The organism is Ornithinimicrobium sp. INDO-MA30-4 (genome assembly GCF_021535045.1).
Classification (GTDB): Bacteria; Actinomycetota; Actinomycetes; order Actinomycetales; family Dermatophilaceae; genus Ornithinicoccus.
This window is the reverse complement of the sequence record NZ_CP091056.1, coordinates 1,290,427-1,314,021: the sequence shown is the minus strand read 5'-3', so window position 1 is coordinate 1,314,021 and position 23,595 is coordinate 1,290,427. Positions and strand designations below refer to the sequence as shown.

The 23,595-nt window shown below is 61.7% G+C and carries 32 protein-coding genes and 2 pseudogenes; 25 read left to right on the top strand and 9 right to left on the bottom strand.

Translation table 11 applies throughout. The features are described 5' to 3' along the window. The first annotated feature begins 369 nt into the window (after window positions 1–369). Genes L0A91_RS07545 through L0A91_RS07535 form a run of 3 tightly spaced genes read left to right on the top strand, consistent with a single transcriptional unit; the run spans window position 370 to window position 3,058 of the window. The gene (locus L0A91_RS07545) at window positions 370–1,314 is read left to right on the top strand and encodes a hypothetical protein (RefSeq protein ID WP_235246459.1); all 945 of its coding nucleotides are present in this window, start codon (window positions 370–372) and stop codon (window positions 1,312–1,314) included. Then, the gene (locus L0A91_RS18795; protein ID WP_397333833.1) at window positions 1,206–1,721 is read left to right on the top strand and encodes an HD-GYP domain-containing protein; all 516 of its coding nucleotides are present in this window, start codon (window positions 1,206–1,208) and stop codon (window positions 1,719–1,721) included. The genes L0A91_RS07545 and L0A91_RS18795 overlap by 109 nt, the downstream gene beginning before the upstream one ends. Then, complete coding sequence (locus L0A91_RS07535) at window positions 1,718–3,058, top strand: HD-GYP domain-containing protein (protein ID WP_235246458.1); 1,341 nt, start codon at window positions 1,718–1,720, stop codon at window positions 3,056–3,058. Before L0A91_RS18795 ends, L0A91_RS07535 begins: the two co-directional genes overlap by 4 nt. 87 nt (window positions 3,059–3,145) lie before the next feature. Here L0A91_RS07535 and sodN read toward each other — a convergent pair whose 3' ends face one another. Further along, complete coding sequence (gene sodN / locus L0A91_RS07530; RefSeq protein ID WP_235246456.1) at window positions 3,146–3,559, bottom strand: superoxide dismutase, Ni; 414 nt, start codon at window positions 3,557–3,559, stop codon at window positions 3,146–3,148. Window positions 3,560–3,608: 49 nt separating this feature from the next. Between sodN and tsaB the strand changes: the two genes are divergently transcribed. The 6 genes and pseudogenes from tsaB to L0A91_RS07500 all read left to right on the top strand — a co-directional run bounded on the left by tsaB (window position 3,609) and on the right by L0A91_RS07500 (window position 7,426). Continuing rightward, entirely contained in the window at window positions 3,609–4,040 is a 432-nt protein-coding gene (gene tsaB, locus L0A91_RS07525; protein WP_235246454.1) for a tRNA (adenosine(37)-N6)-threonylcarbamoyltransferase complex dimerization subunit type 1 TsaB, read from the top strand. Window positions 4,041–4,051: 11 nt separating this feature from the next. Next, a complete protein-coding gene (locus L0A91_RS07520) occupies window positions 4,052–4,303 on the top strand; it encodes a hypothetical protein (protein WP_235246453.1) in 252 nt (83 codons plus the stop codon). 37 nt (window positions 4,304–4,340) lie between these two features. Further along, on the top strand, window positions 4,341–4,802 hold the full coding sequence (gene rimI, locus L0A91_RS07515) for a ribosomal protein S18-alanine N-acetyltransferase (RefSeq protein ID WP_235246452.1): 462 nt from the start codon (window positions 4,341–4,343) through the stop codon (window positions 4,800–4,802). After that, a pseudogene (gene tsaD, locus L0A91_RS07510) lies at window positions 4,799–5,844 on the top strand (tRNA (adenosine(37)-N6)-threonylcarbamoyltransferase complex transferase subunit TsaD). Before rimI ends, tsaD begins: the two are co-directional and overlap by 4 nt. Then, on the top strand, window positions 5,841–6,140 hold the full coding sequence (locus tag L0A91_RS07505) for a hypothetical protein (RefSeq protein ID WP_235246451.1): 300 nt from the start codon (window positions 5,841–5,843) through the stop codon (window positions 6,138–6,140). The pseudogene tsaD and the gene L0A91_RS07505 overlap by 4 nt, the downstream one beginning before the upstream one ends. Next, window positions 6,140–7,426, top strand: coding sequence for a glycoside hydrolase family 3 protein (locus L0A91_RS07500; protein WP_235246450.1), 1,287 nt, complete (start codon window positions 6,140–6,142; stop codon window positions 7,424–7,426). Before L0A91_RS07505 ends, L0A91_RS07500 begins: the two co-directional genes overlap by 1 nt. A gap of 89 nt (window positions 7,427–7,515) precedes the next feature. On the opposite strand, the gene L0A91_RS07495 is transcribed toward L0A91_RS07500, so the two are convergent. The 3 genes from L0A91_RS07495 to L0A91_RS07490 are packed head-to-tail and all read right to left on the bottom strand — an operon-like array spanning window position 7,516 to window position 8,251. Then, complete coding sequence (locus tag L0A91_RS07495; protein WP_235246449.1) at window positions 7,516–7,956, bottom strand: FadR/GntR family transcriptional regulator; 441 nt, start codon at window positions 7,954–7,956, stop codon at window positions 7,516–7,518. Further along, entirely contained in the window at window positions 7,890–8,063 is a 174-nt protein-coding gene (locus L0A91_RS19790) for a hypothetical protein (protein ID WP_397333864.1), read from the bottom strand. The genes L0A91_RS07495 and L0A91_RS19790 overlap by 67 nt, the downstream gene beginning before the upstream one ends. A gap of 23 nt (window positions 8,064–8,086) precedes the next feature. Next, the gene (locus tag L0A91_RS07490; RefSeq protein ID WP_235246447.1) at window positions 8,087–8,251 is read right to left on the bottom strand and encodes a hypothetical protein; all 165 of its coding nucleotides are present in this window, start codon (window positions 8,249–8,251) and stop codon (window positions 8,087–8,089) included. 72 nt (window positions 8,252–8,323) lie between these two features. Here L0A91_RS07490 and L0A91_RS07485 point away from each other — a divergent pair, with 72 nt between their 5' ends. Together L0A91_RS07485 and L0A91_RS07480 are read left to right on the top strand one after the other, a co-directional pair. After that, on the top strand, window positions 8,324–9,217 hold the full coding sequence (locus tag L0A91_RS07485; RefSeq protein WP_235246445.1) for a carbon-nitrogen hydrolase family protein: 894 nt from the start codon (window positions 8,324–8,326) through the stop codon (window positions 9,215–9,217). Then, on the top strand, window positions 9,214–10,533 hold the full coding sequence (locus tag L0A91_RS07480; protein ID WP_235246443.1) for an APC family permease: 1,320 nt from the start codon (window positions 9,214–9,216) through the stop codon (window positions 10,531–10,533). The genes L0A91_RS07485 and L0A91_RS07480 overlap by 4 nt, the downstream gene beginning before the upstream one ends. A 15-nt stretch (window positions 10,534–10,548) precedes the next feature. On the opposite strand, the gene L0A91_RS07475 is transcribed toward L0A91_RS07480, so the two are convergent. Continuing rightward, on the bottom strand, window positions 10,549–11,682 hold the full coding sequence (locus tag L0A91_RS07475) for a hypothetical protein (protein WP_235246441.1): 1,134 nt from the start codon (window positions 11,680–11,682) through the stop codon (window positions 10,549–10,551). A gap of 131 nt (window positions 11,683–11,813) precedes the next feature. Between L0A91_RS07475 and L0A91_RS18790 the strand changes: the two genes are divergently transcribed. From L0A91_RS18790 to L0A91_RS07465, 4 genes are all read left to right on the top strand, one after another. Continuing rightward, window positions 11,814–12,044 (top strand): hypothetical protein, encoded by a 231-nt coding sequence (locus tag L0A91_RS18790; protein WP_311198107.1) that lies wholly within the window; start codon window positions 11,814–11,816, stop codon window positions 12,042–12,044. Further along, on the top strand, window positions 12,035–12,493 hold the full coding sequence (locus tag L0A91_RS18785) for a potassium transporter TrkG (RefSeq protein WP_311198106.1): 459 nt from the start codon (window positions 12,035–12,037) through the stop codon (window positions 12,491–12,493). Before L0A91_RS18790 ends, L0A91_RS18785 begins: the two co-directional genes overlap by 10 nt. Before the next feature lie 172 nt (window positions 12,494–12,665). Beyond that, window positions 12,666–13,142: a potassium transporter TrkG gene (locus L0A91_RS18780; RefSeq protein ID WP_311198105.1), complete on the top strand. Its 477-nt coding sequence runs from the start codon at window positions 12,666–12,668 to the stop codon at window positions 13,140–13,142. Beyond that, a complete protein-coding gene (locus tag L0A91_RS07465) occupies window positions 13,132–13,830 on the top strand; it encodes a TrkA family potassium uptake protein (protein WP_235246439.1) in 699 nt (232 codons plus the stop codon). The genes L0A91_RS18780 and L0A91_RS07465 overlap by 11 nt, the downstream gene beginning before the upstream one ends. Here L0A91_RS07465 and L0A91_RS19785 read toward each other — a convergent pair. The 3 genes from L0A91_RS19785 to L0A91_RS07455 form a co-directional block, all read right to left on the bottom strand. Next, window positions 13,756–14,079 carry a THUMP-like domain-containing protein gene (locus tag L0A91_RS19785; RefSeq protein ID WP_397333832.1) on the bottom strand — a complete coding sequence of 108 codons (324 nt, stop codon included), beginning with the start codon at window positions 14,077–14,079 and terminating at the stop codon, window positions 13,756–13,758. The genes L0A91_RS07465 and L0A91_RS19785 overlap by 75 nt on opposite strands. Then, window positions 13,985–14,518 (bottom strand): hypothetical protein, encoded by a 534-nt coding sequence (locus L0A91_RS07460; protein WP_235246437.1) that lies wholly within the window; start codon window positions 14,516–14,518, stop codon window positions 13,985–13,987. The genes L0A91_RS19785 and L0A91_RS07460 overlap by 95 nt, the downstream gene beginning before the upstream one ends. A gap of 217 nt (window positions 14,519–14,735) precedes the next feature. Then, window positions 14,736–15,101, bottom strand: a complete 366-nt coding sequence (locus L0A91_RS07455; RefSeq protein WP_235246435.1) for a hypothetical protein — start codon at window positions 15,099–15,101, stop codon at window positions 14,736–14,738. Between the two features lie 66 nt (window positions 15,102–15,167). Here L0A91_RS07455 and L0A91_RS07450 point away from each other — a divergent pair, with 66 nt between their 5' ends. The 5 genes from L0A91_RS07450 (at window position 15,168) to groL (ending at window position 18,680) form a co-directional block, all read left to right on the top strand. After that, window positions 15,168–15,848 carry a phospholipase D-like domain-containing protein gene (locus tag L0A91_RS07450; RefSeq protein ID WP_235246434.1) on the top strand — a complete coding sequence of 227 codons (681 nt, stop codon included), beginning with the start codon at window positions 15,168–15,170 and terminating at the stop codon, window positions 15,846–15,848. Beyond that, window positions 15,797–16,303 carry a phosphatidylserine/phosphatidylglycerophosphate/cardiolipin synthase family protein gene (locus L0A91_RS07445; protein WP_235246433.1) on the top strand — a complete coding sequence of 169 codons (507 nt, stop codon included), beginning with the start codon at window positions 15,797–15,799 and terminating at the stop codon, window positions 16,301–16,303. Before L0A91_RS07450 ends, L0A91_RS07445 begins: the two co-directional genes overlap by 52 nt. After that, window positions 16,300–16,428 (top strand): hypothetical protein, encoded by a 129-nt coding sequence (locus tag L0A91_RS17385; RefSeq protein ID WP_260115324.1) that lies wholly within the window; start codon window positions 16,300–16,302, stop codon window positions 16,426–16,428. The genes L0A91_RS07445 and L0A91_RS17385 overlap by 4 nt, the downstream gene beginning before the upstream one ends. 215 nt (window positions 16,429–16,643) lie before the next feature. Beyond that, window positions 16,644–16,940 carry a co-chaperone GroES gene (groES, locus tag L0A91_RS07440; RefSeq protein ID WP_220122974.1) on the top strand — a complete coding sequence of 99 codons (297 nt, stop codon included), beginning with the start codon at window positions 16,644–16,646 and terminating at the stop codon, window positions 16,938–16,940. A gap of 120 nt (window positions 16,941–17,060) precedes the next feature. Continuing rightward, window positions 17,061–18,680 carry a chaperonin GroEL gene (gene groL, locus L0A91_RS07435; RefSeq protein WP_235246432.1) on the top strand — a complete coding sequence of 540 codons (1,620 nt, stop codon included), beginning with the start codon at window positions 17,061–17,063 and terminating at the stop codon, window positions 18,678–18,680. Between the two features lie 82 nt (window positions 18,681–18,762). On the opposite strand, the gene L0A91_RS07430 is transcribed toward groL, so the two are convergent. After that, window positions 18,763–19,041, bottom strand: a complete 279-nt coding sequence (locus L0A91_RS07430) for a WhiB family transcriptional regulator (RefSeq protein ID WP_235246431.1) — start codon at window positions 19,039–19,041, stop codon at window positions 18,763–18,765. A 158-nt stretch (window positions 19,042–19,199) separates the two neighbouring features. Here L0A91_RS07430 and guaB point away from each other — a divergent pair. The 5 genes and pseudogenes from guaB (at window position 19,200) to L0A91_RS07405 (ending at window position 23,595) form a co-directional block, all read left to right on the top strand. Beyond that, window positions 19,200–20,715 (top strand): annotated as a pseudogene (gene guaB, locus L0A91_RS07425) (IMP dehydrogenase). A 10-nt stretch (window positions 20,716–20,725) separates the two neighbouring features. Then, window positions 20,726–21,835 (top strand): GuaB3 family IMP dehydrogenase-related protein, encoded by a 1,110-nt coding sequence (locus L0A91_RS07420; protein ID WP_235246430.1) that lies wholly within the window; start codon window positions 20,726–20,728, stop codon window positions 21,833–21,835. Next, on the top strand, window positions 21,835–22,323 hold the full coding sequence (locus L0A91_RS07415; RefSeq protein WP_235246429.1) for a pentapeptide repeat-containing protein: 489 nt from the start codon (window positions 21,835–21,837) through the stop codon (window positions 22,321–22,323). Before L0A91_RS07420 ends, L0A91_RS07415 begins: the two co-directional genes overlap by 1 nt. A gap of 11 nt (window positions 22,324–22,334) precedes the next feature. Continuing rightward, complete coding sequence (locus L0A91_RS07410) at window positions 22,335–23,018, top strand: hypothetical protein (RefSeq protein ID WP_235246428.1); 684 nt, start codon at window positions 22,335–22,337, stop codon at window positions 23,016–23,018. A gap of 46 nt (window positions 23,019–23,064) precedes the next feature. Beyond that, window positions 23,065–23,595 carry a YncE family protein gene (locus tag L0A91_RS07405; protein WP_235246426.1) on the top strand — a complete coding sequence of 177 codons (531 nt, stop codon included), beginning with the start codon at window positions 23,065–23,067 and terminating at the stop codon, window positions 23,593–23,595.

Genomic DNA, 23,595 nt, shown 5'->3' with positions numbered 1-23,595 from the left:
GCGAACAAACCCCGCTATCTTCTCACAGGTCGAGCAGCGCGCTTCTGCGTGTTGGCTTAGCAGCCCTTGGCCTGCGTTTGGTTAAAGTTCTGTTAAAGACCGGGCGGAAATGCGACTCGGTGTACCGTCTGCGGGCCGATGTGTCAAAATTGAAGGAGTCTCTAGCCAGTCAATTACGTGGCTCGCTCGTGAGACCTACGGAAAGGCTGACATTTATGTTCACGCTCCTTGACTTCTTGAACCTCACGAGCTCGCTTGGTGACGGCGCCCAGACCGGCACCAGCGGCTGGTCCTGGGAAGGAAGTAGGCCCTAGACAGCGCCGGGAGCAGCCCCACGCCGGGGCTGCTCACTTTCCCGTCCTTGCGTGGTTGTACATCACCCTGGCTGCGTCCAGTGCGGCGATTTTTGCGGTCCTCGCGTCGCTGAGATGGCCTCCGGATTGGGGCATCGTTGCTCTCTTGTCGGTCCTGGCCGCCGTCGGTGTTGTTGCCCGTGAGCGTGATGTAGGAACCGGCTACGGAGTCTCGACCGCCATTGTCACGCTGGCGGCTGGTGTAGCGCTGACCGGTCCAGGCGGTGGGGCCATCATTGGCTTCCTGTCGTACGTGGTGGATTTTCGTTCTGTCCGCTGGCGAAATTTGTGGTTTAACGCGGGAATGATGGGCTGGATGGGGGGAGTCGGCGGCCTGATTTACCTCGCCCTCTCGGGGCGTTCAACCGTGCTCGGAGATCCTTCCCCCCTCGCGATCGCGGTCCAGGTCGCTATACCCCTACTTTTTGCGTATGCCGCAATGCTGGCCCTCAATACATTCATGTTGGCCATGATGATCAGCTTGGCGCGGAGGCAGCCCTTGGCGTCTACGATCAGCGCCATCAGCCGGACGGTCGGCTGGGCCTACCTGCTGCACGTCCTCATGGCATGGTTGTTCGTCATTTTGTGGGATCCCGTAGGGGTGGGGCCGTTCAGTGTCGTCCTGATCCTGGGGCCGTTGTGGCTGACCCAGTTCACCTTGAGTCGAGATGCGCGAGCGCGCAGAGCGCACCAAGAAACTGTATCGACGCTGATGGGGGCTCTGGAGCTAGCCAATCCATTTTCAGTGGGTCACTCGTCTCGGGTGGCTGAGCTTTGTGGGCGCATGGCAAGCCGCCTGGAGTTGCGCCGCAACGAGGCTGACGTTCTCCGCTACGCGGCCCTTTACACGACTTGGGTCTCGTTGCTACCGCACCCCGGCTGCCCAGAGGTAGCGGCACAGTGGATCTCACCTATTTGGCGGCCGTGGTCGAACACCCAGAGGTCGGGGTGCGGATGCTGACCGATATCGACTTCCTCAGGCCAGCCTTGCCAGGCATCCTGCATCACCACGAGCGGATGGACGGCAATGGCTACCCTGCCGGCTTGTCGGGAACTGACATACCTCTCAACGCCCGGATTATCGCCGTCGCCGACGCTTTCGACTCCCTCACGACAACTCGCAGCTATCGGCCCGCGCTTGACGCGGGAGCCGCGATGGAGCGCTTGATCGAGTTGACGCCAGATCACTTAGACCCAGGCATTGTGGCAGCCTTGCGCGACTCGTTGAAAAGCTCGCCCTGGGAGTCAACCGTTATCGACGACGTGGTTTTGCAACGCACTGGAGACGTCTACGACCACGACGACCCCGAGGTCAGCCAGCAGTATGCCGAGTGGAACCCCGATGCCGAAGAGGTGGCTTCGTCATGATTGGCCCCACGCCCAAGAGTGCTGACGGCGCGCGGCACATTCGCCAGGGCGTGATGTGGGCCGCCTCCCTGCTGATCACCGCTCTCTTGTTTTGGGAGCCGCCCATGCCACCGGGCGCAGAGGCTGGCATTTGGTTCATCATTCTGCTGACCGTGGTGGCCATCGCCTGGGGTGATAGCCGCGCTGTAGTGCTCGATGGTGGCCGGGTGATGGCCCCGATCTCGTTGACCGCTGCTATCGCCTTGAGCATGATGGCGACCCTGCCCGGCACCGAGATGATCGGAATGTCGGGTGGGTTCATCGTCCTCGTCGTTGGTGTCGGAACGGCGGTGGGTGCCCTCAGTCGCTGGCACGGTGATCAGCGCGCGATCACGATGGCCGAGTTGGCCATGCGCCTCCTGATCACCGCTCTAGTTGCTGGCGCAGTGCGCTTACCGATCGACAGTGGGCCATCTCTGTTGACTCGAGAGTTTGAGTGGGCTGAGCGCGAGTGGTTGTTGGCTGTGAGCCTGATGGGCGTCGCCGGGTTAGCTGTCGCCGTTCAAACGTTGCTGTGGAGTTGGGAGCGCTCAGCTAGGGAGCACGTCCGCTACGGCGTGGCATTGGTGGATGAGTTGCGGGCTATTGGGCCGTTGGTCGGCGGCGTTGTCACCAGCGCTGTGATGGTGGTGCTCGTGGCCAGAGTCATCGGCCCTATCGCGCTGCCGATCTTTTTGGTCCCGCTGATCCTGCTGGCTGAGGCTACTCGGCGCCAGACGGCCGTTGGCGAAGCGAACACCCAAACTGTTCGCGCGCTATCCAAGCTGACCGACCAAGGCGGATTTACCCCCATGGGGCACGCAGGTCGAGTTGCTCTTCTTTCCGTTTCGGTGGGGCGTGAGCTCAACCTAGGAGAGCCACAGTTGCGAGATGTGGAGTATGCGGCGCTGTTGCACGATTTGGGTCAGGTTTCCTTGGCCAGGCCAATCCCCGGTGGTGCGACAATTCACGTCTCGGCTGTCGATCAGCGACGGATGGCCGCGAACGGTGCTCGGGTGCTGGCGCGGACCGCAGAACTGTCGAAACTCTCAAGCATTGTGGCTCAACAGGCCACACCCTATTGGCGGATGGAAGAGCTAGGCACTCTGCCAATCGGCAGTCGCATCGTGCGGGTGGTGAACGGCTATGAAGACTTGACCGGGGAGTTTGCTGGGCGTGCGCAAATAGTGAAGGCGCTGTCGCGGCTGCGGCTCAGCGTGGGCTATGACTACGACCCGGTGGTCTTCGCGGCCATGGTCAAGGTGCTGCGCCGGCGAGGCGCCATCACCCAGGAAGAGCACGAAGAGCTTGATGTCTAGCCTGGTCGACGAGGCTCGGACAAGATGAGGGGCGCCCACCATGTGGTGGCCGCCCCTCATCACTGATCTCGTCTTAGAGAGCGAAGGTCAGGCCTTCTTGGTTTCCCAGAAGATCTCGGAGATGCGCTCAATCTTGGACAGCAACTGCTCAGCGTTCGCGATGTCCCACGAGCCCTTGGTGCCGCCAGCGCCAGCCAACTTGGTGGCTTCGTTGAACAGCACGTGCAACTCCGGATACTTCTCGAAGTGCGGGGGCTTGAAGTAGTCGGTCCACAACACCCAGAGATGGTGCTTGACCAACTCGGAGCGTTCTTCCTTGATCAAGGTGCCGCGCATCTTGAAGTCAGCGTCGTCGCTGTCGTTGACCTTCTGAATAACCATCTTGACGGACTCAGCTTCGATACGTGCCTGTGCTGGGTCATAGACGCCGCACGGCAGATCGCAGTGAGCGGAGACATCGACCTGGTCGACGCCCATGAGTGAAATCAAACGAGAAAGCATAAAAGGTCCTTCCGTGGGTCCGTTGGTATCCCCACGTTAACCTGAGCAAGTGCTTCTTGCGATCGACACCTCTACTTTGACCATCGGCGCGGCGATTTGTGACGCCGATGGCGTGCTCAGTCAAGCCAGTGAGTCGGGCACTCGGGCCCACGCTGAGTTGCTCGCCCCGGCTATCGAAGAAGCTCTGCACGCCGCATCCAGCAGGCCGGCAGACTTGGACGCAGTCGTCGTAGGGGTCGGTCCTGGCCCCTTCACCGGCCTACGGGTGGGCATCGTGACCGCTGCCGTGATGGGCCACACTTTGGACATTCCGGTGCATGGGGTCTGCTCCTTGATGCCATTGCCTTTGAGGTGGCTGCTGGCCACCGAGCCGAGGTTGGCCCCGCTGGCGAGTTCTTGGTCGCCACGGATGCGCGCCGCAAGGAGGTCTACTGGGCGCACTACCGGCTCAGCGACTCAGCCGTTGGGTTCACTAGGGTGAGTGATCCGGCAGTGAACAAAGCAGCGGACCTGAGCGCGGATCTGGCGGCTCTGCCGGGGTTTGGTGCCGGGCCGTCGTTGTATTCAGAATCGCTCAACCCAGCGCGGGGCCCGCAGAATGTCAGCCCGGCACAACTCGGGCTCCTCAGTGTGCTGGCACTCTCCGACCCGAACGGCGTCGGCGCGCTCATCTTGCGCGACGATCAGCCCCTCTACCTGCGTCGACCTGACGCCTCGGCGCCAACGGCCCCACCAACGCGATGACTGGTGCTGGCCAAGCGGTCGCCTTTCGCGACATGCATTGAGCGACATCCCGGGCCTGGCATCCCTTGAGCAGATTCTGCACCCGCACGACCCCTGGAGCCAGGCAACGTGGTGGTCAGAGTTAGCGGGCCGTCCGCGCCGGGACTATCAAGTGCTGACGGGGCCGGATGCCCGCGTCCTGGGGTATGCCGGGCTTGACCTTGCGGGTGATGTCGCAGACGTCATGACGATCTCTGTCGACCCAGCTCAGCAGGGCAAAGGCCTGGGCTCACGATTGTTGGAGCGACTGCATACCCGAGCGTCTTTGCGCGGGGCTGAGACGATGTTGCTTGAGGTGAGAGCGGACAACACCGCTGCTATCCGGCTCTATGAAAACTATGGCTACCGGCGGATCCATACCCGTCGCGGCTACTACCAGGCAGGACAAGTGGACGCATTGGTGATGCAAGCAGTGCTGGCGTCACCAAAAGCAACCACCAACCAGGAGAAGGACGCATGAAGCACGAACCGTTGGTCTTGGGCCTCGAAACCAGTTGCGACGAAACCGGCGTCGGGATTGTGCGCGGGATGACGTTGCTCGCGGATGCCGTGGCCAGCAGCGTGGACGAACACGCGCGCTTCGGCGGTGTCGTCCCAGAAGTGGCCAGCCGAGCCCACTTGCAGGCCATGCTGCCAACCATCGACCGCGCCTGTCACGAGGCTGGCGTCAAGCTCCGGGACCTGGATGCCATCGCCGTGACGGCCGGCCCTGGCCTGGCCGGTGCCCTGCTGGTGGGTGTGGCCGCGGCCAAAGCGCTCTCGCTCTCCCTAGGCATCCCGCTGTATGGCGTCAACCACCTCGGCGCTCACGTCTCGGTCGACGTCCTCGAGCACGGCCCGTTGCCCGAACCGACGATGGCGCTGCTGGTCAGTGGTGGCCACTCCAACCTTCTGTTGGTGCCTGACGTCACGCACGACATCCGGTCGCTGGGATCGACCATTGACGACGCTGCAGGGGAGGCCTTCGACAAGGTGGCCCGCGTGCTGGGGTTGCCCTTCCCGGTGGGCCGCACATTGACCGAGTGGCCAAAGACGGCAACCGCAAGGCCATCACCTTTCCGCGTGGCCTCACGGCGGGCAAAGACATGGAGCGGCACGAGTTCGACTATTCGTTCTCCGGGCTCAAGACTTCGGTCGCGCGTTGGGTGCAAGCTAAGGAAGCCTCGGGGGAGGCTGTTCCAGTGGCAGATGTCGCCGCGAGTTTTCAAGAAGCAGTGGTTGACGTGTTGACTCGCAAGGCCGTGAAGGCCTGTCAGGCCAACGGTGTGGACCACTTGCTGCTCGGCGGTGGGGTGGCGGCCAACTCGCGTCTGCGGGCCCTAGCCCAATCGCGCTGCGACTCTGCGGGCATCACCATGCGTGTGCCGCGCCCGGCCTTGTGCACCGACAACGGAGCCATGGTGGCTGCCTTGGGCGCACTGATGGTCGCTGGTGGCCGGGAGCCTTCGGCTCTCAACCTGCCGGCGGCTTCTTCGCAACCGGTGGAGTTGGTCCAGGTATGAGGGCAGCACGGTTCACATTGGCCCTCGGCTCAGTGTTGGCGCTGGCAGCCTGCACGGGCAGCCAAGGGGGAGCAGATCCAGTCGTGACAACGCCGACATCGGCGGATGCTGAGGGCGCCACCGCCACTGCCTCGGCAACGCCTAACCCCGCGCCAGCCTCTGACTTGGGTGCACCATCGCAAGAGGCGATAGACCTGGCCGCGGCCGATGTGGCCGACCTCACCGATCAGCAACTCGCTGGGCAACTGGTCGTTGCCGCATACCCGGCACGGACCCCATCGGGGCCGCAGATTTAGTGACCGAACATCATTTGGCTGGAGTGATCACGCTGGGCGCGAATGTGCCCGAAGGTGATCCGGTGGAGCCACTCACGCAGATGAGTGCGGCGGTCAATCAGAGCGTGGCCGATGCCGGTCGCGATTGGCCAGCCTTTGTGGGAATCGACCAAGAGGGTGGCCCGATCACTCGGGTAGGGGAGCCGCTCAACCAATGGCCAGCCGCGATGGCCTATGGGGCTGCTGGCGATGATGACCTCACCCAACGGGCGGCTTTTGCCTCCGGTGAGCAGGTCCGGGCGATGGGCTACACAGCCGTCTTTGCGCCGATTGCCGATGTCACGACCGGACCCAACGACCCGACTATCGGCGTCCGCTCGCCAGGCAGTGATCCAGAGTTGGTGGCAGCCACCGCCGCAGCACAGAGCCGGGGATACGCAGAGGCGGGCCTTATTCCGGTGGCCAAGCACTTCCCAGGGCACGGCTCTGTCAGCTCAGACAGTCACTTGGGCCAGGTCACCCAGAGCGCTGATCTCGACACGCTGCAGGAGCGCGACTTCGTGCCCTTCAAATCGCTCATTGAGCAAGGCGCCCCAGCCATCATGACGGCGCACATCGTGGTGGAGGCGATCGATGACTCGCAACCAGCCACGTTGTCCTCAGCAGTCACGACCGACCTGCTCCGCGATGACCTAGGCTTCGACGGACTGGTCATCACCGACGCGCTCAATATGCAAGCAATTACCGATGAGGCGCAGAGCGGACCGGCCAGCGTTCAAGCGCTCGCGGCAGGATCGGATGTCTTGCTGATGCCGGCTGACCCCGGAGCCACGGTGGCAGCGATTGAAGAGGCGCTCGCCGATGGCACCCTGGAGCGCGAGGACCTCGAACGCTCTGCAGCGTTGATCGTCGCTACCTTGCGAAGCAACGACCAGCCGATTCCCAGCAGTGATGTCATTGGCTCCAACGACGACCTGTCGCTTGAAGTTGCGGCCGCTGCCATCACCCAGGTTGGCGTCTGTGGCCCCCTGGCGGCGGATTCGATCCAGATCAGCGGTGGCTCAGAGGCCGAACAGGCTGCACCAGCCCGAGCCGCCGAAGAAGCGGGCCTGAGCATCGGTGAAGGCCTGCGCGTGCAACTGGTTTCGGCTCAGGGCTATCAAGCCGCTGGGGAGGACTCCGGTGGCATCACGGGCATCGTGGCCAGCTCCGACGTGGTCGTCGCGCTCGGCGCGCCTTACCCGCTTGCAGATCTCGGCGATGAACAGGTTGGGCTCGCCACCTTGGGTCTAACTCGGCCTCTATGACGGCGCTCGCAGATGTTTTGAGCGGGCAGGCCCCAGCTCCTGGATCCCTTCCGGTCGCCGTTGGTGATGAATCCGTAGGGGGCGGGTTGTTAATCCTCTGCGCCGGTCGCGTCGGTTAGGCCGAAGAACATCGTCTGGTGCAGAACGGCGACGTGGCGCGCTGCAAGATGGTGGCACTGCGGTCGGTCGCCCGCCCGCATGGCAGCTGCAAGGGCGCGGTGCTCGTCGTTTGAGGTGAACAGATATGACATCGGGTACGGCAAGTAGAACGCGTACAGCGCATCTGTGACCGAGAAATAGTCGTCTAGCGCCGCTGGCGCGTGAGCCATGGAGGCGATCGCGCGGTGGAATCGGACATCGAGGGTGTGAAACTGCGCCCAACCCGACGCTTCGTCCATCTCTCGCACCAAGGCATCGAGGCTCTCCAGCGATTCGTCGTTGAGGTGGTCGAGCGCCAAGTGGATCAGGCCAGTTTCCTGAACGAGGCGCCGGTCAATGAGTTCGCGGGCGCTCGCGTGCAGGGATTGCAATTCCGCGATGGGGGCAATCTGGTCGATGGGTGGCTCATCGGCGACGAAAGTGCCCCTGAACGACCCCGGTGTCTGACCACGATCCCTTGCTTGGTTAGCGCGACCATCGCTCGGCGCACGGTCACTTCGCTTACTTCAAAGCCTCGGCCATTTGGTCAATGGGCGGCAACTCTTCTCCGGGGCTCAGGAGATTCAACTGGATGGCAAGGCCAATGCGAGAGCGCACGCTTTCTAGAGCGCTCATACGGCGAAGAGGCGATAGTCGCTGATCCTCGGGCCGGAAAGGGAGGGTCATGCTGCCCCACTCTAGGTGGGCTACAAAGAAAACGCGGGAAAAATAGATCAACTTGATCTATTTTGATTCTTCATGCGACGCAAACTCCGCTTGGCTATGGTCCAAGCCGCACCTATACCGGGCAATGCCGCAGTCGATGTGCTGGGCGCTCAGATTGATGAGATTCAGGCTGTCCACGGTGATGTAGACCTCGTCGTGTTCCCCGAAGTTCACCTTTACGGTGACGGATTCAAGGCCGACAATCCTGCGGAATGGTTTGCTAGCCAGGCCCAGCCCCTCCAGGGGCCGTTGGTTGTGGTGCTGTCCGAATTGGCCAGGGCCAAGCAGGTGTGGCTCGTGCCCGGCACGATCCCGGAATTGGCCGACGACGGTCGGGTCTTCAACACTGCTCTGGCCTTTGCGCCGGATGGCACCCTCGTGTCGTCATACCGCAAAGTTTTCCCTTGGCGTCCTTTTGAGCATTGGGCACCCGGTGATCACTTTGTCGTCTTCGATATCCCGGACATTGCCCGCATCGGCTTCACCATTTGTTATGACGCCTGGTTCCCCGAAGCCACGCGCTCGGTGGCCTGGATGGGCGCGGAGATCGTACTCAATATCGTGCAAACCACCACGCCAGATCGTCGCCAAGAGCGAGTTCTCGCCCAAGCCAACGCCATCTCCAATCAGGTCTTCATGGTCAGCGTGAACGCTGGTGGGCTGCCGGGTGTTGGGGGCTCCATCATCGTTGATCCCAATGGCGACGTGATCGCCGAGTCGCCCGGACACGAGCCCGAGACCACCGTCATTGACCTTGATCTCGATCGTCTCGAAGAGGTCCGAAAAGTGGGAACCGAGGGGCTGAACCGGCTCTGGGGGCAACTGCGTGCCGACGACCCAACTATTTCCCTACCCGCCTACGACGGCCAACTCAACCCCACCAGCTGGAATCCCAGCGACCGACTTTCTGAAGGAATCCAGCCGTGAGCACAAATAGTCCCACTCTTGAAAAGACGCTAGGACTGAGGGGAGTCGTCCTCTTTGGTCTGGCCTACATGACCCCGATCATTGTGTTGGGCATCTTCGGAGTCATCGCCGTCGCCTCCGATGGAGCCAGCGCAGGCGCATACTCGTTGGCGCTCGGAGCGATGCTCTTCACTGCTTTGTCGTATGGCCTAATGGCCAAGCAGTACCCGGTGGCTGGCTCGGCCTACACCTACGTGCGCCGCGCACTGGACGCGCGAGCCGGATTCGTTGTCGGCTGGACGGTTTTGCTCGACTACCTGTTCTTGCCGTTGGTGATCTGGCTGATTGGTGGGGCCTATCTCAACGGACAGTTCCCCGACGTCCCGATGTGGATGTGGATCGTTGGCTTCGTCGTGATCACAACAGCGCTGAACATCATCGGGCTGCAGGTGGCAGACAAGGCCAACTTTGCGCTGATGACGTTCCAAGTCCTGGTGCTGATTTTCTTCGTCGTGCTCGCGCTCGTCTACCTGATTAATGGCTCTGCCAGCCTGTTCTCAGTCACCCCGTTCGTGGGTGGCAGCGGCCTGTCAGGTGCGGCTGCGGGCGCAGCCATCGCGGCCTACTCCTTCCTGGGCTTTGATGCCGTCAGCACCTTGACCGAAGACACCAAAGACCCTGAGAAGACGATTCCCCGCGCGATCTTCTTGGTTGCGCTCATCGGCGGTCTTGTCTTTGTGGTTGTTTCTTATGTCGTCTCTCTGGTTGCCCCGGGTGCGGTCTTCGACAATGCCGACTCACTGGCCGCAGATCTCGCCGTGACCATCGGCGGGGCGTTCTTTGGCGCGATCTTCCTAGCCGGCTTGATCATTGGCCAGTTCACTTCCGGCCTGGCCGCCCAGGCAAGTGCAGCACGGCTGATGTACGCCATGGGGCGTGACGGTGTCTTGCCGAAGGGCTTTTCGGTCGGCTCTCTGAGCGTTTCCGCACGCCGGTGTTCAACATCGTGCTCTGCGGTGTTATCGGACTCGGCGCGATCTTCCTCGACGTCACCACGTCCACGTCCTTCATCAACTTTGGTGCCTTCACTGCATTTACCCTGGTCAACATTGCAGTGGTGGCTTTCCTTCAAGCACCGCGACAGTTCGCTAAGCAAGGTGCGCTATCTGATCTTTCCGATCATTGGCGCGGTCGTGGATCTCTACCTGCTCACTCAACTTGATGGTCGGGCCCTGACGGTGGGCGCCATCTGGCTCTTGCTGGGGTTGACGTACCTGCTGGTCATCACCCGTGGCTTCTCGCGGCCGACCCCGGACATGAACTCGGCCGCCATGTAGTCAGGCGAAGTTGGCTCAGTCGTGCAGGAATGCGAGGTCGCCATTGAACAACACCCCCGTGAAGAGTTGTGGTGGTGCTGAGTCACTTACCGCGGCTGTGATCATGACGACCTGACCGTCCTGCTCAAAAACCGGGCTGTCCACGATTTCGCTGAAATTTGTGCCCAGCGACGAAGATGTCTTGGTCGTCCAAATCGTTTCGAGTTGAGGTTGCGCAGCGGAGGCAACCTCAGGCGAATCGAACACATAGACAATCACGTGGTTGAGCCCGTCTTCGGTCGCTGTGAGTCCGGTGCCGACGATAGAAAATGGTTCGTCGACTGCTTCTTCGGATAGTTTTTCGAGTGTTTCAGGAGTGCCCTGCATCCCGGCCAAGGTCTCGATACCAAAGGACCTCTGAGCCAGGGTTGCTGAAAACACATCGTGCGAATCGAGCGACTCAGCGGCGGCCTCGAGGCCGGCACTGTCGGCAAATGATTGGTAGGCGCCATCAACCCACTCTTCAAGCGGAGGCGTTCCCCACGAAGCGGCGGCAAGACCATCACGCTCACCAACACGCAGCGGCCGACCAGTGATTCGAAGTCTGCTCGCAGAGTCGGGATTAGACGCGTAGTCGTCACCCTCACCGACCGTTTTGACGCCAGGTGCCACTTCTGGAAGCCCTTCGGGCCAACTGACCTGACCGGCGAGAACGGTGAATCGCTCGCTGCCTACCGCCGCCTCGCTATACCGGTCCACAGCGCCGAAGCTCCAACCAAACTCTTCGGATATTGCCTCGGGGTCGGCAAGAACTGAACTGAGAAACTCAGGCGTTGTCACGCTGATGCCGGCGCCCGACTGACCAGAGCCAACTGCTTCTGCCCATGACCTAATTTCCTCCGGTGTCGAATCCGGCGAAAGAGCCGGTATGTCGGCCGCTGCCGAGGCCTGGTCAAAGTCGACCATGTGGATCAACACGGGATCCTTGGGCTCGGTGTCGACATTGTCCAGTTCAGCGAGCCCTCCATGCACGGAAAACTCGGTTGCGAACGACGCATCTTGTTCACTGGTTGGTTCGCTCGGGGCTCCGCCGTTGTTCGTTGAGGAGCATCCCGAGAGAGCCACGCTGGCGCCGGCGACGGCAAGGACGAAACGGTAGGTCTTCGACACCAAGGCGATGCTACGGCCCGCCCCGCCATCTGGCTAGAGTCCTGGACTCCTGGCCAGCGCTATTGGAACCTGTCAGGTCTGCTTCGATGCTTAGTTGCTCTACCGACCAAAGAAGCGGATGATCGCTATTCGTGCGCTCCCGTTGGGCCCAACCGGCCCGCCTCGTCACCGCGGCCTTCGCAGCCGCGGTGATCATTGGCACCTTGCTGTTGATGTTGCCTGTTTCGCGCACGCCTGGATCGTCGGCGGACCTGATGGTGGCTGCTTTCACCACCGTGTCAGCCGTCTGTGTGACTGGTCTGATCACCGTGGACACCGCGACCTACTGGACCCCCTTGGCCAAGGCGTCATCTTGGCGCTGATTCACGTCGGCGGGATGGGCGTCATGGCGCTCGCAACCCTGCTGACCTTGGCAGTGCGCGGCAAGCTAGGGCTGCGATCAACCTTGGTCGCCCAGGCTGAAACCAAGACCATCGCCCTAGGAGATGTTCGACGAGTCATCCGGCGGGTGATCGCGTTGATCTTGGGGCTAGAAGCCATCGTGGCGGTGCTGCTCACGCTGCGGTTTCGCTTCGGCTACGACGATGTCTGGGGGTCGGCAATCTGGAATGGGGTCTTCCACGCCGGCTCGGCCTTCAACAACGCCGGATTTGCCCTCCGCTCTGACAGTTTGGTCAGTTTCGTTTCTGACCCGTGGATCGTGCTGCCCATCTGCGCTGCAGTGATTCTTGGCGGTTTGGGGTTTCCGGTGTTGCGGAGGTTGGCCGCCGCTGGCGCACCCCGCACAGTTGGTCACTGCATACCCGATTGACGTTGTGGGGCACCGCGATCTTGCTGTTTGTGGGCATCGGGCTGTTCTCCCTCTTTGAGACCGCGACCGGAGGCACTCTCGCCGACCAATCACTGGCCGGCCAGATCTTTGGGTCGATCGGCGGGGAGTTTTCCCACGCACCGCGGGTTTTAACAGCGTTGACTATGGCCTGGTGCGTGATGAAACCGAAGCGATCACGACGGGCCTGATGTTCATCGGCGGTGGCAGTGCCGGGACCGCAGGCGGCATCAAGGTCACCACGTTTTTCATCCTCGGCTATGTCATCTTGGCCGAGATTCGCGGCGAGCCAGACGTCACGATCGGTGGCCGTCAGATCGCTAACTCAGTCCAGCGTCAGGCACTCACCGTGGCGCTGTTGGCGGTTGGGCTCGTGGCGGTCTCGATTGTGTTGACGATGGCCGTGACCGACCTGCCACCGCTGGATGTCAGCTTTGAGGTGGTTTCTGCCTTTGCCACCGTGGGTTTGTCCACGGGCATTACCGCCGATCTGCCGCCCATCGCGCAGGTGATTTTGATGGCTCTGATGTTCATTGGCCGCGTAGGCTCCATCACGGTGGCTTCAGCATTGGCTCTCAAAACCCGCCATCGGCAATACCGACTACCCCAGGAGCGACCCATTGTTGGCTAAACGAGGACGGCGAGGTGGGGCCAGTGCTGTTGCAGTCATCGGGTTGGGCCGGTTCGGATCAGCGGTTGCCGAGTCGCTGGTCCGCCAAGGCATCGATGTCTTGGCGATCGATGAGGATGCCGAACGAGTGCAGCGGTTTGCTGATGAGTTCACCCACACAGTGCAGGCGGACGCCACCGACGGCGAAGCGATGCGGCAGCTGGGCTTGGGGCAGTTGGACAGCGCGGTGGTCGCCATCGGCTCTGACATTGAGGCCAGCGTGCTCAGCGTCATTACCCTCGTGGAGGCCGGGGTGAAAACCATCTATGCCAAGGCCATCACCCGCAAGCACGGCAAGATCCTGCAGAGCATCGGGGCGACCAAGGTGATCTACCCGGAGTACGTCATGGGCACCCGTGTGGCGCACATGGTCAGTGGCGGGCTCTCGGACTATCTGGAGTTCGAAGACGGCTTCGCCATCGCCCGCACCTACGCTCCGACCGAGACTTGGGACAAGGACTTGGCCACTTCTGCAGTGCGGACACACCACCGCATCAGCGTCGTCGGCGTGAAGCGACCTGGGCAGCCGTTTGAATACGCGGTCCCCGAGACGGTCATCGGCCAGGGGGATGAGTTAGTGATCTCCGGCACCACCGAGGACGTTGAACGCTTCAGCGGTCTGAAAGGCACCCGCCACCACGAGGTATGACGGGTGCTGGGTTCGCGGATTATGTGCGCAATTCGAGTGGGAGGGTCCGTCCAGCTCGACCCAGATAGCCACCAACTCGTTGCCAGCGCGGGTCAAAACCAGGGTGGCTTCGGCCTTGCCCTTGAGTTTCAACTGTTTGCGCAAGACCTCTGGATCAGGGCCGTGACCGCGTCGCTTGAGCGTCAGGTTTCCACGTCGTGACTGCGGGCCCAAGCCCGGATGGCCTTGACGTTGAGGGTAGCACTTCATGGATGCGCCAACGCCTGGCCCATCCCGTGTCGATTTGCTCGCGGGCGACGAGATAGCCAGTCGCCGGGCCGATCTCATCGCCGCCGACGACGCTCGCGACCGCGCCCAATAGGTCCGCCGCTAGTGCAGCCTTGTCCGGGTCGTAGAGGAACATCCCGGGCTCGAGATCGGGCCAAACACGGTTGGTCGGCCATGAAGATGCGACGTCAGATTCGCCCAAACGGACCCATTCGCCACCGCCGCCAGCCAGCGAACGCACGACAGAGCGTCCCGGCGACTCGACAGCGGCACCCCACCACAACGAGCATTCCAGAGCGACTCCGGCAAACGAGACCCAGACAGCTTCGGCCTGAGCGGGAATGCTCTGCACAGGAAGCCAGGGCTGTACTTCGCACCAGCGGCACCAGCCCTTGTCGCCAACTCCTGCACCACGCTCCACGGCGGGGCCATCTCTTCTAGGCCACTAATGCGCTGGCTTCGTCCGCTGGCATTCGAGACCCCGGCAACGCGACGAGCCGGGTCGAGCCAGATGCTTGTGTCGGGCCCCAGGCTCAGATCCAGACTTTCAATCGTGCCGGTGATGACGCGGGCCAGATCAAAGGCGGCCAAGTTTGCTGCCGCAATGGCTGCCGTTCCGGGGTCCATTTCGACGGCTGTTACGGGCAGACCCGCGGCCGCCGTCGCCCGCGCATCAGCGCCAATACCGCAGCCCAGGTCCCAGTGGTTTTCAGACCCGCTGCGGCAAACCGGGCGGCGTGCAGGGCCGCGACTTCGACGCGGGTGGCTTGTTCGACCCCGTCGCTGGTGAAGAGAAGGTCAGTGGCTAAGCCGCCAAACTTGGCCTTAGCTCGCTCTTGTAGCTTTGCCTGAGTTAGCACCGCCGAAGTCAGTTCTGGCCGGTGACCTAATTCGCGCATCCTCGTGTGCTGCTTGAGAACGTGGTCCTCGCGGTAGGGCTGCACCAGGCGAATCAGCTCTCGCCCAGGTGGGCTGGCCAACTCGGCGACGATCTGCGGGTCCACTCCTGCATTCTCTCAGGCGGATAACAGCTCCTGTGACGCTCAGGAGCGACTGATCTAATAGACCCCATGGGATCTGATTGGCCTGATTGGCTACGACAACGAGCAAAGTCGCTGCCAGGTGACGCCGCCCAACTTGCGGCGCTCGCGCTAGGTGCCCAGGTCGCGGTGGCAGCCGGTGTTATCGGTGTCGACGCCATTCGTAAGAGCCGGACCACGAAGATGCACCAGGCTCCCGACACCCCTCCCCGTGAGCTAAAAGTCTCAGAAAACCACCTAACGACCTACACGTATGGCGCGCATGTCTATAGCGCGATGCTCCAGGCCATCAACGAGGCTACCGACTACATTTACTTCGCCAGTTATATCTGGAAGGGCGATGAGGTGGGCCAGCAGTTCAAGGACGCCTTTATCGCGGCAGCCAATCGGGGTGTCACGGTCTGTCTCGTCTTCGACGGCTTCGCCAACCTCGTCGTGCCCGGGGAGTTCAAGACCTTCCCGGATAAAGTTGAGGTCTTGCAGTTTCCCACCGTTCGCTATTTCGCCTTCGTCGATGTGCGCCGCACTGGCCGCGACCACCGCAAGATGCTGATTGTTGATGGCGACGTCGGTTTTGTCGGTGGCTACAACATCGGATCCCTGTATGCGACGCAATGGCGAGACACGCATGTGCGATTGCAGGGCGAAGCCGTGGGGAGTTGGAAAACACCTTCGTTGACTTCTGGAATCGGCACAAACGCCGTGGCTTAACGGATCTGCCGGACAGCGGCACGCCCAGTTGGGACCCCGCCATCCGGGCTGCTCGCAACGAGCCCAGCCGCATTGTGTACCCCGTTCGTGGCCTCTACCTCGAGGCGATTGACCGAGCGACCGAGTCGATCTGGATCACCCAGGCCTACTTCATCCCCGACCGTGAGATCCAAGAAGGCCTGATGGCTGCAGCTGCGCGGGGAGTTGATGTGCGGGTCATCCTGCCGCAACGCTCAAATCACGTGATCGCTGACGTGGTCTCGCGCAGCTATTTCGCCACGTTGCTCGCGGGTGGGGTGCGCCTCTTTATGTATCAAGACGCCATGGTGCACGCGAAGACCGCGACAGTGGACGGCAAATGGACCACGGTCGGCACGGCCAACATTGACCGGTTGTCACTCTCGGCAACTACGAAGTCAACCTGCAAATCCTCGACCGGGATCAGGCCAGCGTGATGCAAGATATCTTCCGTAACGACCTCACCAACTGCGAAGAGTTGACGCTCAAAATGTGGGAAGAGCGCACGTTGGTGCACCGCGGAGCAGAGTTCATGCTCAAGCCGTTGCACCCCTTGCTGTAGCCAAAAGGGTGCGCGGCGAGGCCTGCATACCGATGCTTCTGGCACTCGGCTTGACCGAGTGCTAAGTGCAAGCCTAAATTCGTATTAGCACTCGCGGCATGCAAGTGCCAGAAGCGCCTCGGTTGATCCCCGCGACGGCAGCCGAGTCGATTGAGTGAAAACAACGAACCGTCGACCCAAACAGGGCCGACGCTGACGAAAGGGAAGGCCCTACTGTGTCAGTTGCTATCAAGCCGCTCGAAGACCGCATTGTGATCAAGGCAGTCGAAGCAGAGCAGACCACTGCTTCCGGCCTCGTGATCCCCGACACCGCCAAGGAAAAGCCCCAGGAGGGCGAGGTCCTGGCAGTCGGCCCCGGTCGCATTGACGACAACGGCAACCGCGTCCCGATGGATGTCACCATTGGCGACCGCGTGATCTACAGCAAGTACGGCGGCACCGAGGTCAAGTACGCCGGCCAGGAGTACCTCATCCTGTCCGCACGCGACATTCTGGCCGTCGTCGGCGGCTGAACGAGCTGATTGCGCCCCGGAGCCTGACAACAATCCGGCGGCCGGGGCGTAGCCCGTTCAACCCAGATGTTTCCCGCCCACATCAATTGATGGGGCTAACGCGGAAGGAATCGGCTGTATATGGCCAAGGAACTGGAATTTAACGACGACGCACGCAAGTCGTTGGAGCGCGGTGTTGACGCTCTCGCCAACGCCGTCAAGGTGACGTTGGGCCCGAAGGGTCGCAACGTCGTGTTGGACAAGAAGTGGGGCGCACCCACGATCACGAACGATGGTGTGACCATCGCTCGCGAGGTTGAGTTGGAAGACCCGTACGAAAACATGGGTGCCCAGCTGGCCAAGGAGGTCGCCACCAAGACCAACGACGTCGCTGGTGATGGAACCACCACCGCGACCGTTTTGGCTCAGGCCATGGTCAAGGAAGGCCTGCGTAACGTTGCCGCTGGCGCCGCTCCGTCGGCACTCAAGCGCGGCATCGACAAGGCTGTTGTCGCCGTTTCGGACCGTCTGCTGGCTTCGGCCCGTGAGGTCGATGGTCGCGACGAGATCGCTCAGGTCGCGAGCCTGTCGGCTCAGGACGAGACGATCGGTCAGCTCATTGCTGAGGCCTTCGACAAGGTCGGCAAGGACGGCGTCATCACCGTCGAAGAGTCCTCGACCATGCAGATGGACCTGGACTTCACCGAGGGCATGCAGTTCGACAAGGGCTACCTGTCGCCGTACATGGTGACCGACAGCGAGCGCATGGAAGCTGTCATGGAAGACGCCTACGTGCTGCTGCACCAGGGCAAGATCTCCGCTTTGAACGACATCCTGCCCCTGCTGGAAAAGGTCATCGCAGACGGCTCCAAGCCGTTGATGATCATCGCCGAGGATGTCGACGGCGAAGCGCTGTCGTTCCTGGTGGTCAACAAGATCCGTGGCAGCTTCAACGGCGTTGCCGTCAAGGCTCCTGGTTTCGGTGACCGTCGCAAGGCGATGCTGCAGGACATGGCCATCCTCACCGGCGGTCAGGTCATCGCTGAAGAGGTCGGCCTCAAGCTCGACCAGGTTGGCCTGGACGTCTTGGGTAGAGCACGCCGCGTCGTGGCCACCAAGGACGGCACGACCATCGTTGAGGGCGACGGCACCAGCGAGGACGTCGCCGCGCGCGTCGCCCAGTTGCAGGCCGAGATCAACGCCAGCGACTCCGACTGGGACCGCGAAAAGTTGCAGGAGCGCATCGCAAAGCTCTCCGGTGGCGTTTGCGTGATCAAGGTCGGTGCGCACACCGAGGTTGAGCTCAAGGAAAAGAAGCACCGCATTGAGGACGCCGTCTCGGCCACTCGTGCAGCGATCGAAGAGGGCATCATCGCCGGCGGTGGCTCGGCACTGGTTCACGCCAGCGTCGCCATCGACGAACTTGACCTGCCTGACGACGAGCGCGTAGGCGCCAACATCGTGCGCAAGGCTGCTGCTGAGCCGCTGCGTTGGATCGCCGAGAACGCTGGCCTGCAGGGCTACGTGGCAACCGCTAAGGTCGCCGAGTTGCCTGACGGTCAGGGCCTGAACGCCGCTACTGGCGAATACGGCGAGCTGATCTCCGCTGGCGTCATCGACCCAGTAAAGGTCACCCGCTCGGCACTGCGCAACGCAGCATCCATCGCCGCGATGGTCTTGACCACCGACGTTCTCGTCGTGGACAAGCCCGAAGATGCAGACGATGCACCCGCAGGACACGGTCACGGCCACAGCCACTGATCGTTAGTCCCGACTGAGGGCACAAAGGGCCGATTCACCACAGTGGTGAATCAGCCCTTTGCTCTTCCGAAGCGGGGATGGCCTACGCCATCGCGCTCACTGCTTGCTCACGCTCTGCCTCGGTCATAGCTCCCCAGACGCCGTATGGCTCCCGAACGGTGAGAGCATGTTCACGACATTGTTGGAGCACGGGGCACTCCCGACACACTTGTTTTGCTCGTTCGTCACGTCGTCGACGCGCGGGGCCACGCTCACCTTCTGGGTGAAAAAACACCTCCGGGCTCACCGCGCGGCACAAGCCGCGATACTGCCACTCCCATAGTTGCGCAACCGGTCCCGGCTGCCGTGCCATCTCCGCCACGGGTTCCCCTCGATCGACTTCAGGGTGGGTATACGGTGCAGGCCCTGACGAATTTCTTACTCATTAGTATCCTGACTAAACGCCCAGGTCAAGAGTTATTCGGAACCAACCTCCAATCGGATTGAATAACTTACGGGGGACCGGCATACAATTGGAGAATGACCTCTGGCGCCTCCTCACTTGATGCACCATCCGCGATCGCCCAACTCGGCCTGACCTACGACGACGTGCTGTTATTGCCGGGGAGACTGACGTGATCCCCAGCGAAGCAGAGACGACGACCCAGTTGACTCGACGGATAACTCTGCGGATGCCGTTGGTGTCTGCTGCCATGGACACGGTGACCGAGTCTCGGATGGCCATTGCGATGGCTCGCGAGGGCGGCCTGGGCATTTTGCACCGCAATCTGTCGATCGAGGACCAAGCAGCCCACGTGGACCGGGTGAAGCGGTCCGAAAACGGCATGGTGACGGATCCGATCACCATTTCCCCTGATGCGACGCTGGCTGAAATGGATGAGTTGTGCGGCCAGTTCCGTATCTCTGGCCTGCCGGTTGTTGATGACGAGGGTCGCCTGATTGGCATCGTCACCAACCGTGACATTCGTTTCGAAAATGACTACAGCATCCCGGTGCGCGAGATCATGACCTCCGATGGCTTGGTCACGGCGCAGGTGGGGGTCGACAAGGACGAGGCGCTGCGTCTCCTTGGCGCCAACAAGATTGAGAAGTTGCCGATCGTTGACGCCGACAATGTGCTGCGCGGTCTGTTCACTGTCAAAGACTTTACCAAGAGCGAGCAATTCCCGCTGGCGACCAAGGACGATGCCGGCCGACTCCGGGTCGGCGCCGCGATCGGCTTCTTCGGCGACTCTTGGGACCGAGCGATGCGACTCGTGGAGGCTGGCGTCGACGTTCTCGTTGTCGACACTGCTAACGGCCACGCCCGTGGCGTTACCGACATGATTCGTCGGATTAAGGCTGAGCCAAGTGCCAGCCACGTGGACGTGATCGGTGGCAACGTCGCCACCCGCGCTGGTGCCCAGGCGCTCATCGATGCCGGTGCGGACGCGGTAAAGGTCGGGGTCGGCCCCGGCTCGATCTGCACCACACGTGTCGTCGCGGGTGTCGGTGTGCCTCAGGTGACGGCTATCCACGAAGCCGCGCGAGCGGCTCGCCCCGCAGGGGTTCCCGTGATTGGCGATGGTGGCCTTCAGTTCTCTGGTGACATCGCCAAGGCCCTCGTCGCCGGTGCTGACACCGTGATGCTGGGCTCGCTGCTGGCTGGGTGTGAAGAGTCTCCGGGGAGTTGGTCTTCATCAACGGCAAGCAGTACAAGTCCTACCGGGGTATGGGCAGTCTCGCCGCGATGCAGTCGCGGGGCCGCGGCAAGTCGTACTCCAAGGACCGCTACTTCCAGGGCGATGTCGCCGATGACGACAAGGTGGTGCCCGAGGGCATTGAAGGGCAGGTCGCCTACCGTGGCCCGCTGGCAGCAGTTGCCTATCAACTCATCGGTGGATTGCGACAGTCAATGTTCTATGTCGGAGCGCGTAATGTGCGTGAGCTCAAGGAGCGTGGGCAGTTCGTGCAGATTACGGCTGCTGGGCTCAAAGAGTCCCACCCGCACGACATTCAGATGACTGTCGAAGCCCCCAACTACACGACCAGGTAGGTTATCCCGCGTGACTGACTTCGAGATTGGCCGAGCCAAGCGCGCCCGCCGCGCCTACTCCTTTGACGACATTGCGGTGGTGCCCTCGCGTCGTACCCGTGACCCCGAAGACGTGTCACTGTCCTGGCAAATCGACGCGTACCACTTTGATTTGCCGGTCATGGCAGCGCCGATGGACTCGGTGATGTCCCCTGACATGGCGATTGCCCTGGGCAACTTGGGTGCATTGGGCGTGCTCGACCTCGAGGGCCTCTGGACCCGCTATGAGGACCCGCAGGCACACCTGAGCAAGATCGCCGCGTTGCCCGCCGAAGAGTGCACGGCAGCTATGCGTGAGCTTTACTCCGCTCCCATCCAGGCCGAGTTGATCACCGCCCGTTTGCAGCAGGTTCGTGATGGTGGCGTCACGGTCGCTGGCGCTTTGTCTCCGCAGAACACGGCCCAGCACTGGAAAGCCGTGGTTGACGCTGGTGTCGACCTCTTCGTGATTCGCGGCACCACGGTGTCGGCGGAGCACGTCTCCAGCCGATCCGAGCCGCTGAACCTCAAGCGCTTCATCTACGAGTTGGACGTGCCAGTCGTCGTTGGTGGTGCTGGCACCTACACGGCGGCCCTGCACCTGATGCGCACGGGTGCCGCCGGTGTGCTGGTCGGATTTGGCGGTGGCTCAGCCCACCGCACCCGTAAGACGCTGGGCATCCTCACCCCGATGGCTACCGCGATCTCTGACATTGCCGCTGCCCGCCGGGACTACTTGGACGAGTCCGGTGGTCGGTATGTGCACGTGATCGCTGACGGTGGCGTCGGGACCTCCGGTGACATCGTCAAGGCTGTCGCCTGTGGTGCGGACGCCGTGATGCTGGGCGCAGCGTTGGCTCGCGCCGAGGAAGCGCCGGGACGTGGATTCCACTGGGGCTCTGAAGCGCACCACCCTGAACTGCCGCGCGGCGAGCGCGTCGAGGTTGGCACCGCCGGTTCGTTGGAGCAGATCCTGCTCGGTCCGGGCATCGATGCCTGTGGCGAGACGAACCTGATGGGCGCCCTGCGTCGCGCTATGGCGACCACGGGTTACACCGACCTGAAAGAGTTCCAGCGCGTCGAGGTCGTAGTTTCGCCGTAATGCGAACCGGCCTTGATTCGCTGATTTCACGGGTGGATGCTGACCCAAATCAGGCCAATCTGGCTGTTTTCACGACGGCGCTGCGCCAAAACGGGTGCCCTCAGGCCGTGACGGAACAGATTGCTGACCGGCTTCGTTCTTCTGATGAGGTGTCCTGGGCCCACCTGGACCTGGACTTCTCGGACGTCCACTTCGACGGGGTTAGCGTCTTTGAGCGAGTGCACTGCTTAGGGCGCGTTGACTTCACCAACGCCGTCTTTGGTGGGCGTGCCATTTTTGTTGACGCCTTTTTCGCGGCCGCGGTATCTCTGCGCGGTGCGCGTTTTCTGGGGCCAGCCGTGCTGATTGGCGCGCAGTTCCCGGTCGGCGTTGACTTAGAGAATGCCCAATTTCTGGGTCCACGCATCGGTCCGTGGGGAAAAGGCCGTCCACCGCGGGTCTGGGTCTCTCGCAGTGAACAACCGTCTAGTCTGGAGGAGATCCCGTGAAAGGTGCTCACATGCGTGTGCGTAACGATGCGATCTATCGCCGACGTCGGCGGATCACTCTTGGTGCGGTGGCCCTAGTCGCCGCTGGTTCTCTGACTGCGTGTTTTGCCTTCGGCGACGAGTCAGCCGAAGACGCAACTTCAGTCGCTGTCGATGCCAACGCCGATTCTTCTGAAGAGTCGCAGACGGATGGCTCCGAGGGCGAGAGCAGTGAAGACGCCGACACCGAAGAGGCCGCTCAAGAGCCAACCGAGCCGTCTGACCAGACAATGATGGAGCAGATTGACTACATCACGGGCGACATCACACCCAAGTCAGTGGTGGCTAACGGACACGGCCTCGTGATTGCTAACAACATGATGTACAGCCACTCGACGACGGTCTATGACTCGGCCTCACACGAGTTGGTCGCGACGATGAGCGACAACATCGATATGTCCGAATACGGGATTGAGGGCCACCCGGGGTCTCGCAGGGCGCTCCTGTTGAAGCGGCCTGGACCGACGATGGCCAATTCGCCTACGTGTCGCAGTACACGATGTATGGCGAAAACTACGGCACTCAAGGCTTTGACGACTGTTCACCCGCTTCCGGTGTCGGCGCGAGTTTTCTCTATCGCTTCAACGCCGCCGAAATGGAGTGGGATCAGGTCATTGAGGTCGGCGCAGTGCCGAAGTATGTCGACATCACCCTGACCAAACCCGAGTCCTCGTCAGCAACTGGTGTGACTCAACGGTCTCGGTGGTCGACATCGAATCGGCCACCGAAACCGAAGTGATCCCGATCGCGGCGGCTCCTCGTGGCATTGACGTGATGCCGGATAACAACACCGCGTACGTGGCTGCCATGTATGCCGACAAGTTATTCAAGATTGACCTTGAGGCCGGGACCAGTGAAGTTGTCATGGATACCCCGCGTAAACCCCGTCACCTCAACCTGAGCCCGGACGGCGCATACCTCTATATGGCGGTCAGCGGTGGCGACACGATCTACAAGATCGACACTGCCACGGACGAGGTAGTGGATGAAGTCATCACTGATCGCGAGCCCCGCAGTATGTCGATGTCGCCTGATGGCTCTGCGCTCTATGTGGTCAACTACTACGAGCCTTCGGTGTCCAAGATCAGCACGGAAGACATGGAGGTGCTCCAGACGGAGCCCACCGACGCCAACCCCATCGGTATTACTTATGACGCCGCGACCCAACAGGTGTGGGTGGCTTGCTATGGCGGCAGCCTGATTGTCTTCGACGATTCGCAGTTGGCGGTCTAG

Bases quoted from the DNA above. Each gene is read 5' to 3' on its own strand.
- L0A91_RS07505 (WP_235246451.1), top strand. From the start codon at position 5,841: ATGAGGGCAGCACGGTTCACATTGGCCCTCGGCTCAGTGTTGGCGCTG.
- L0A91_RS19790 (WP_397333864.1), bottom strand. From the start codon at position 8,063: ATGGTCGCGCTAACCAAGCAAGGGATCGTGGTCAGACACCGGGGTCGT.
- L0A91_RS07485 (WP_235246445.1), top strand. From the start codon at position 8,324: ATGCGACGCAAACTCCGCTTGGCTATGGTCCAAGCCGCACCTATACCG.
- L0A91_RS07415 (WP_235246429.1), top strand. From the start codon at position 21,835: ATGCGAACCGGCCTTGATTCGCTGATTTCACGGGTGGATGCTGACCCA.
- L0A91_RS07450 (WP_235246434.1), top strand. From the start codon at position 15,168: ATGGGATCTGATTGGCCTGATTGGCTACGACAACGAGCAAAGTCGCTG.
- L0A91_RS19785 (WP_397333832.1), bottom strand. From the start codon at position 14,079: ATGAAGTGCTACCCTCAACGTCAAGGCCATCCGGGCTTGGGCCCGCAG.
- L0A91_RS07490 (WP_235246447.1), bottom strand. From the start codon at position 8,251: ATGACCCTCCCTTTCCGGCCCGAGGATCAGCGACTATCGCCTCTTCGC.
- L0A91_RS07410 (WP_235246428.1), top strand. From the start codon at position 22,335: ATGCGTGTGCGTAACGATGCGATCTATCGCCGACGTCGGCGGATCACT.
- sodN (WP_235246456.1), bottom strand. From the start codon at position 3,559: ATGCTTTCTCGTTTGATTTCACTCATGGGCGTCGACCAGGTCGATGTC.
- groL (WP_235246432.1), top strand. From the start codon at position 17,061: ATGGCCAAGGAACTGGAATTTAACGACGACGCACGCAAGTCGTTGGAG.
- L0A91_RS07535 (WP_235246458.1), top strand. From the start codon at position 1,718: ATGATTGGCCCCACGCCCAAGAGTGCTGACGGCGCGCGGCACATTCGC.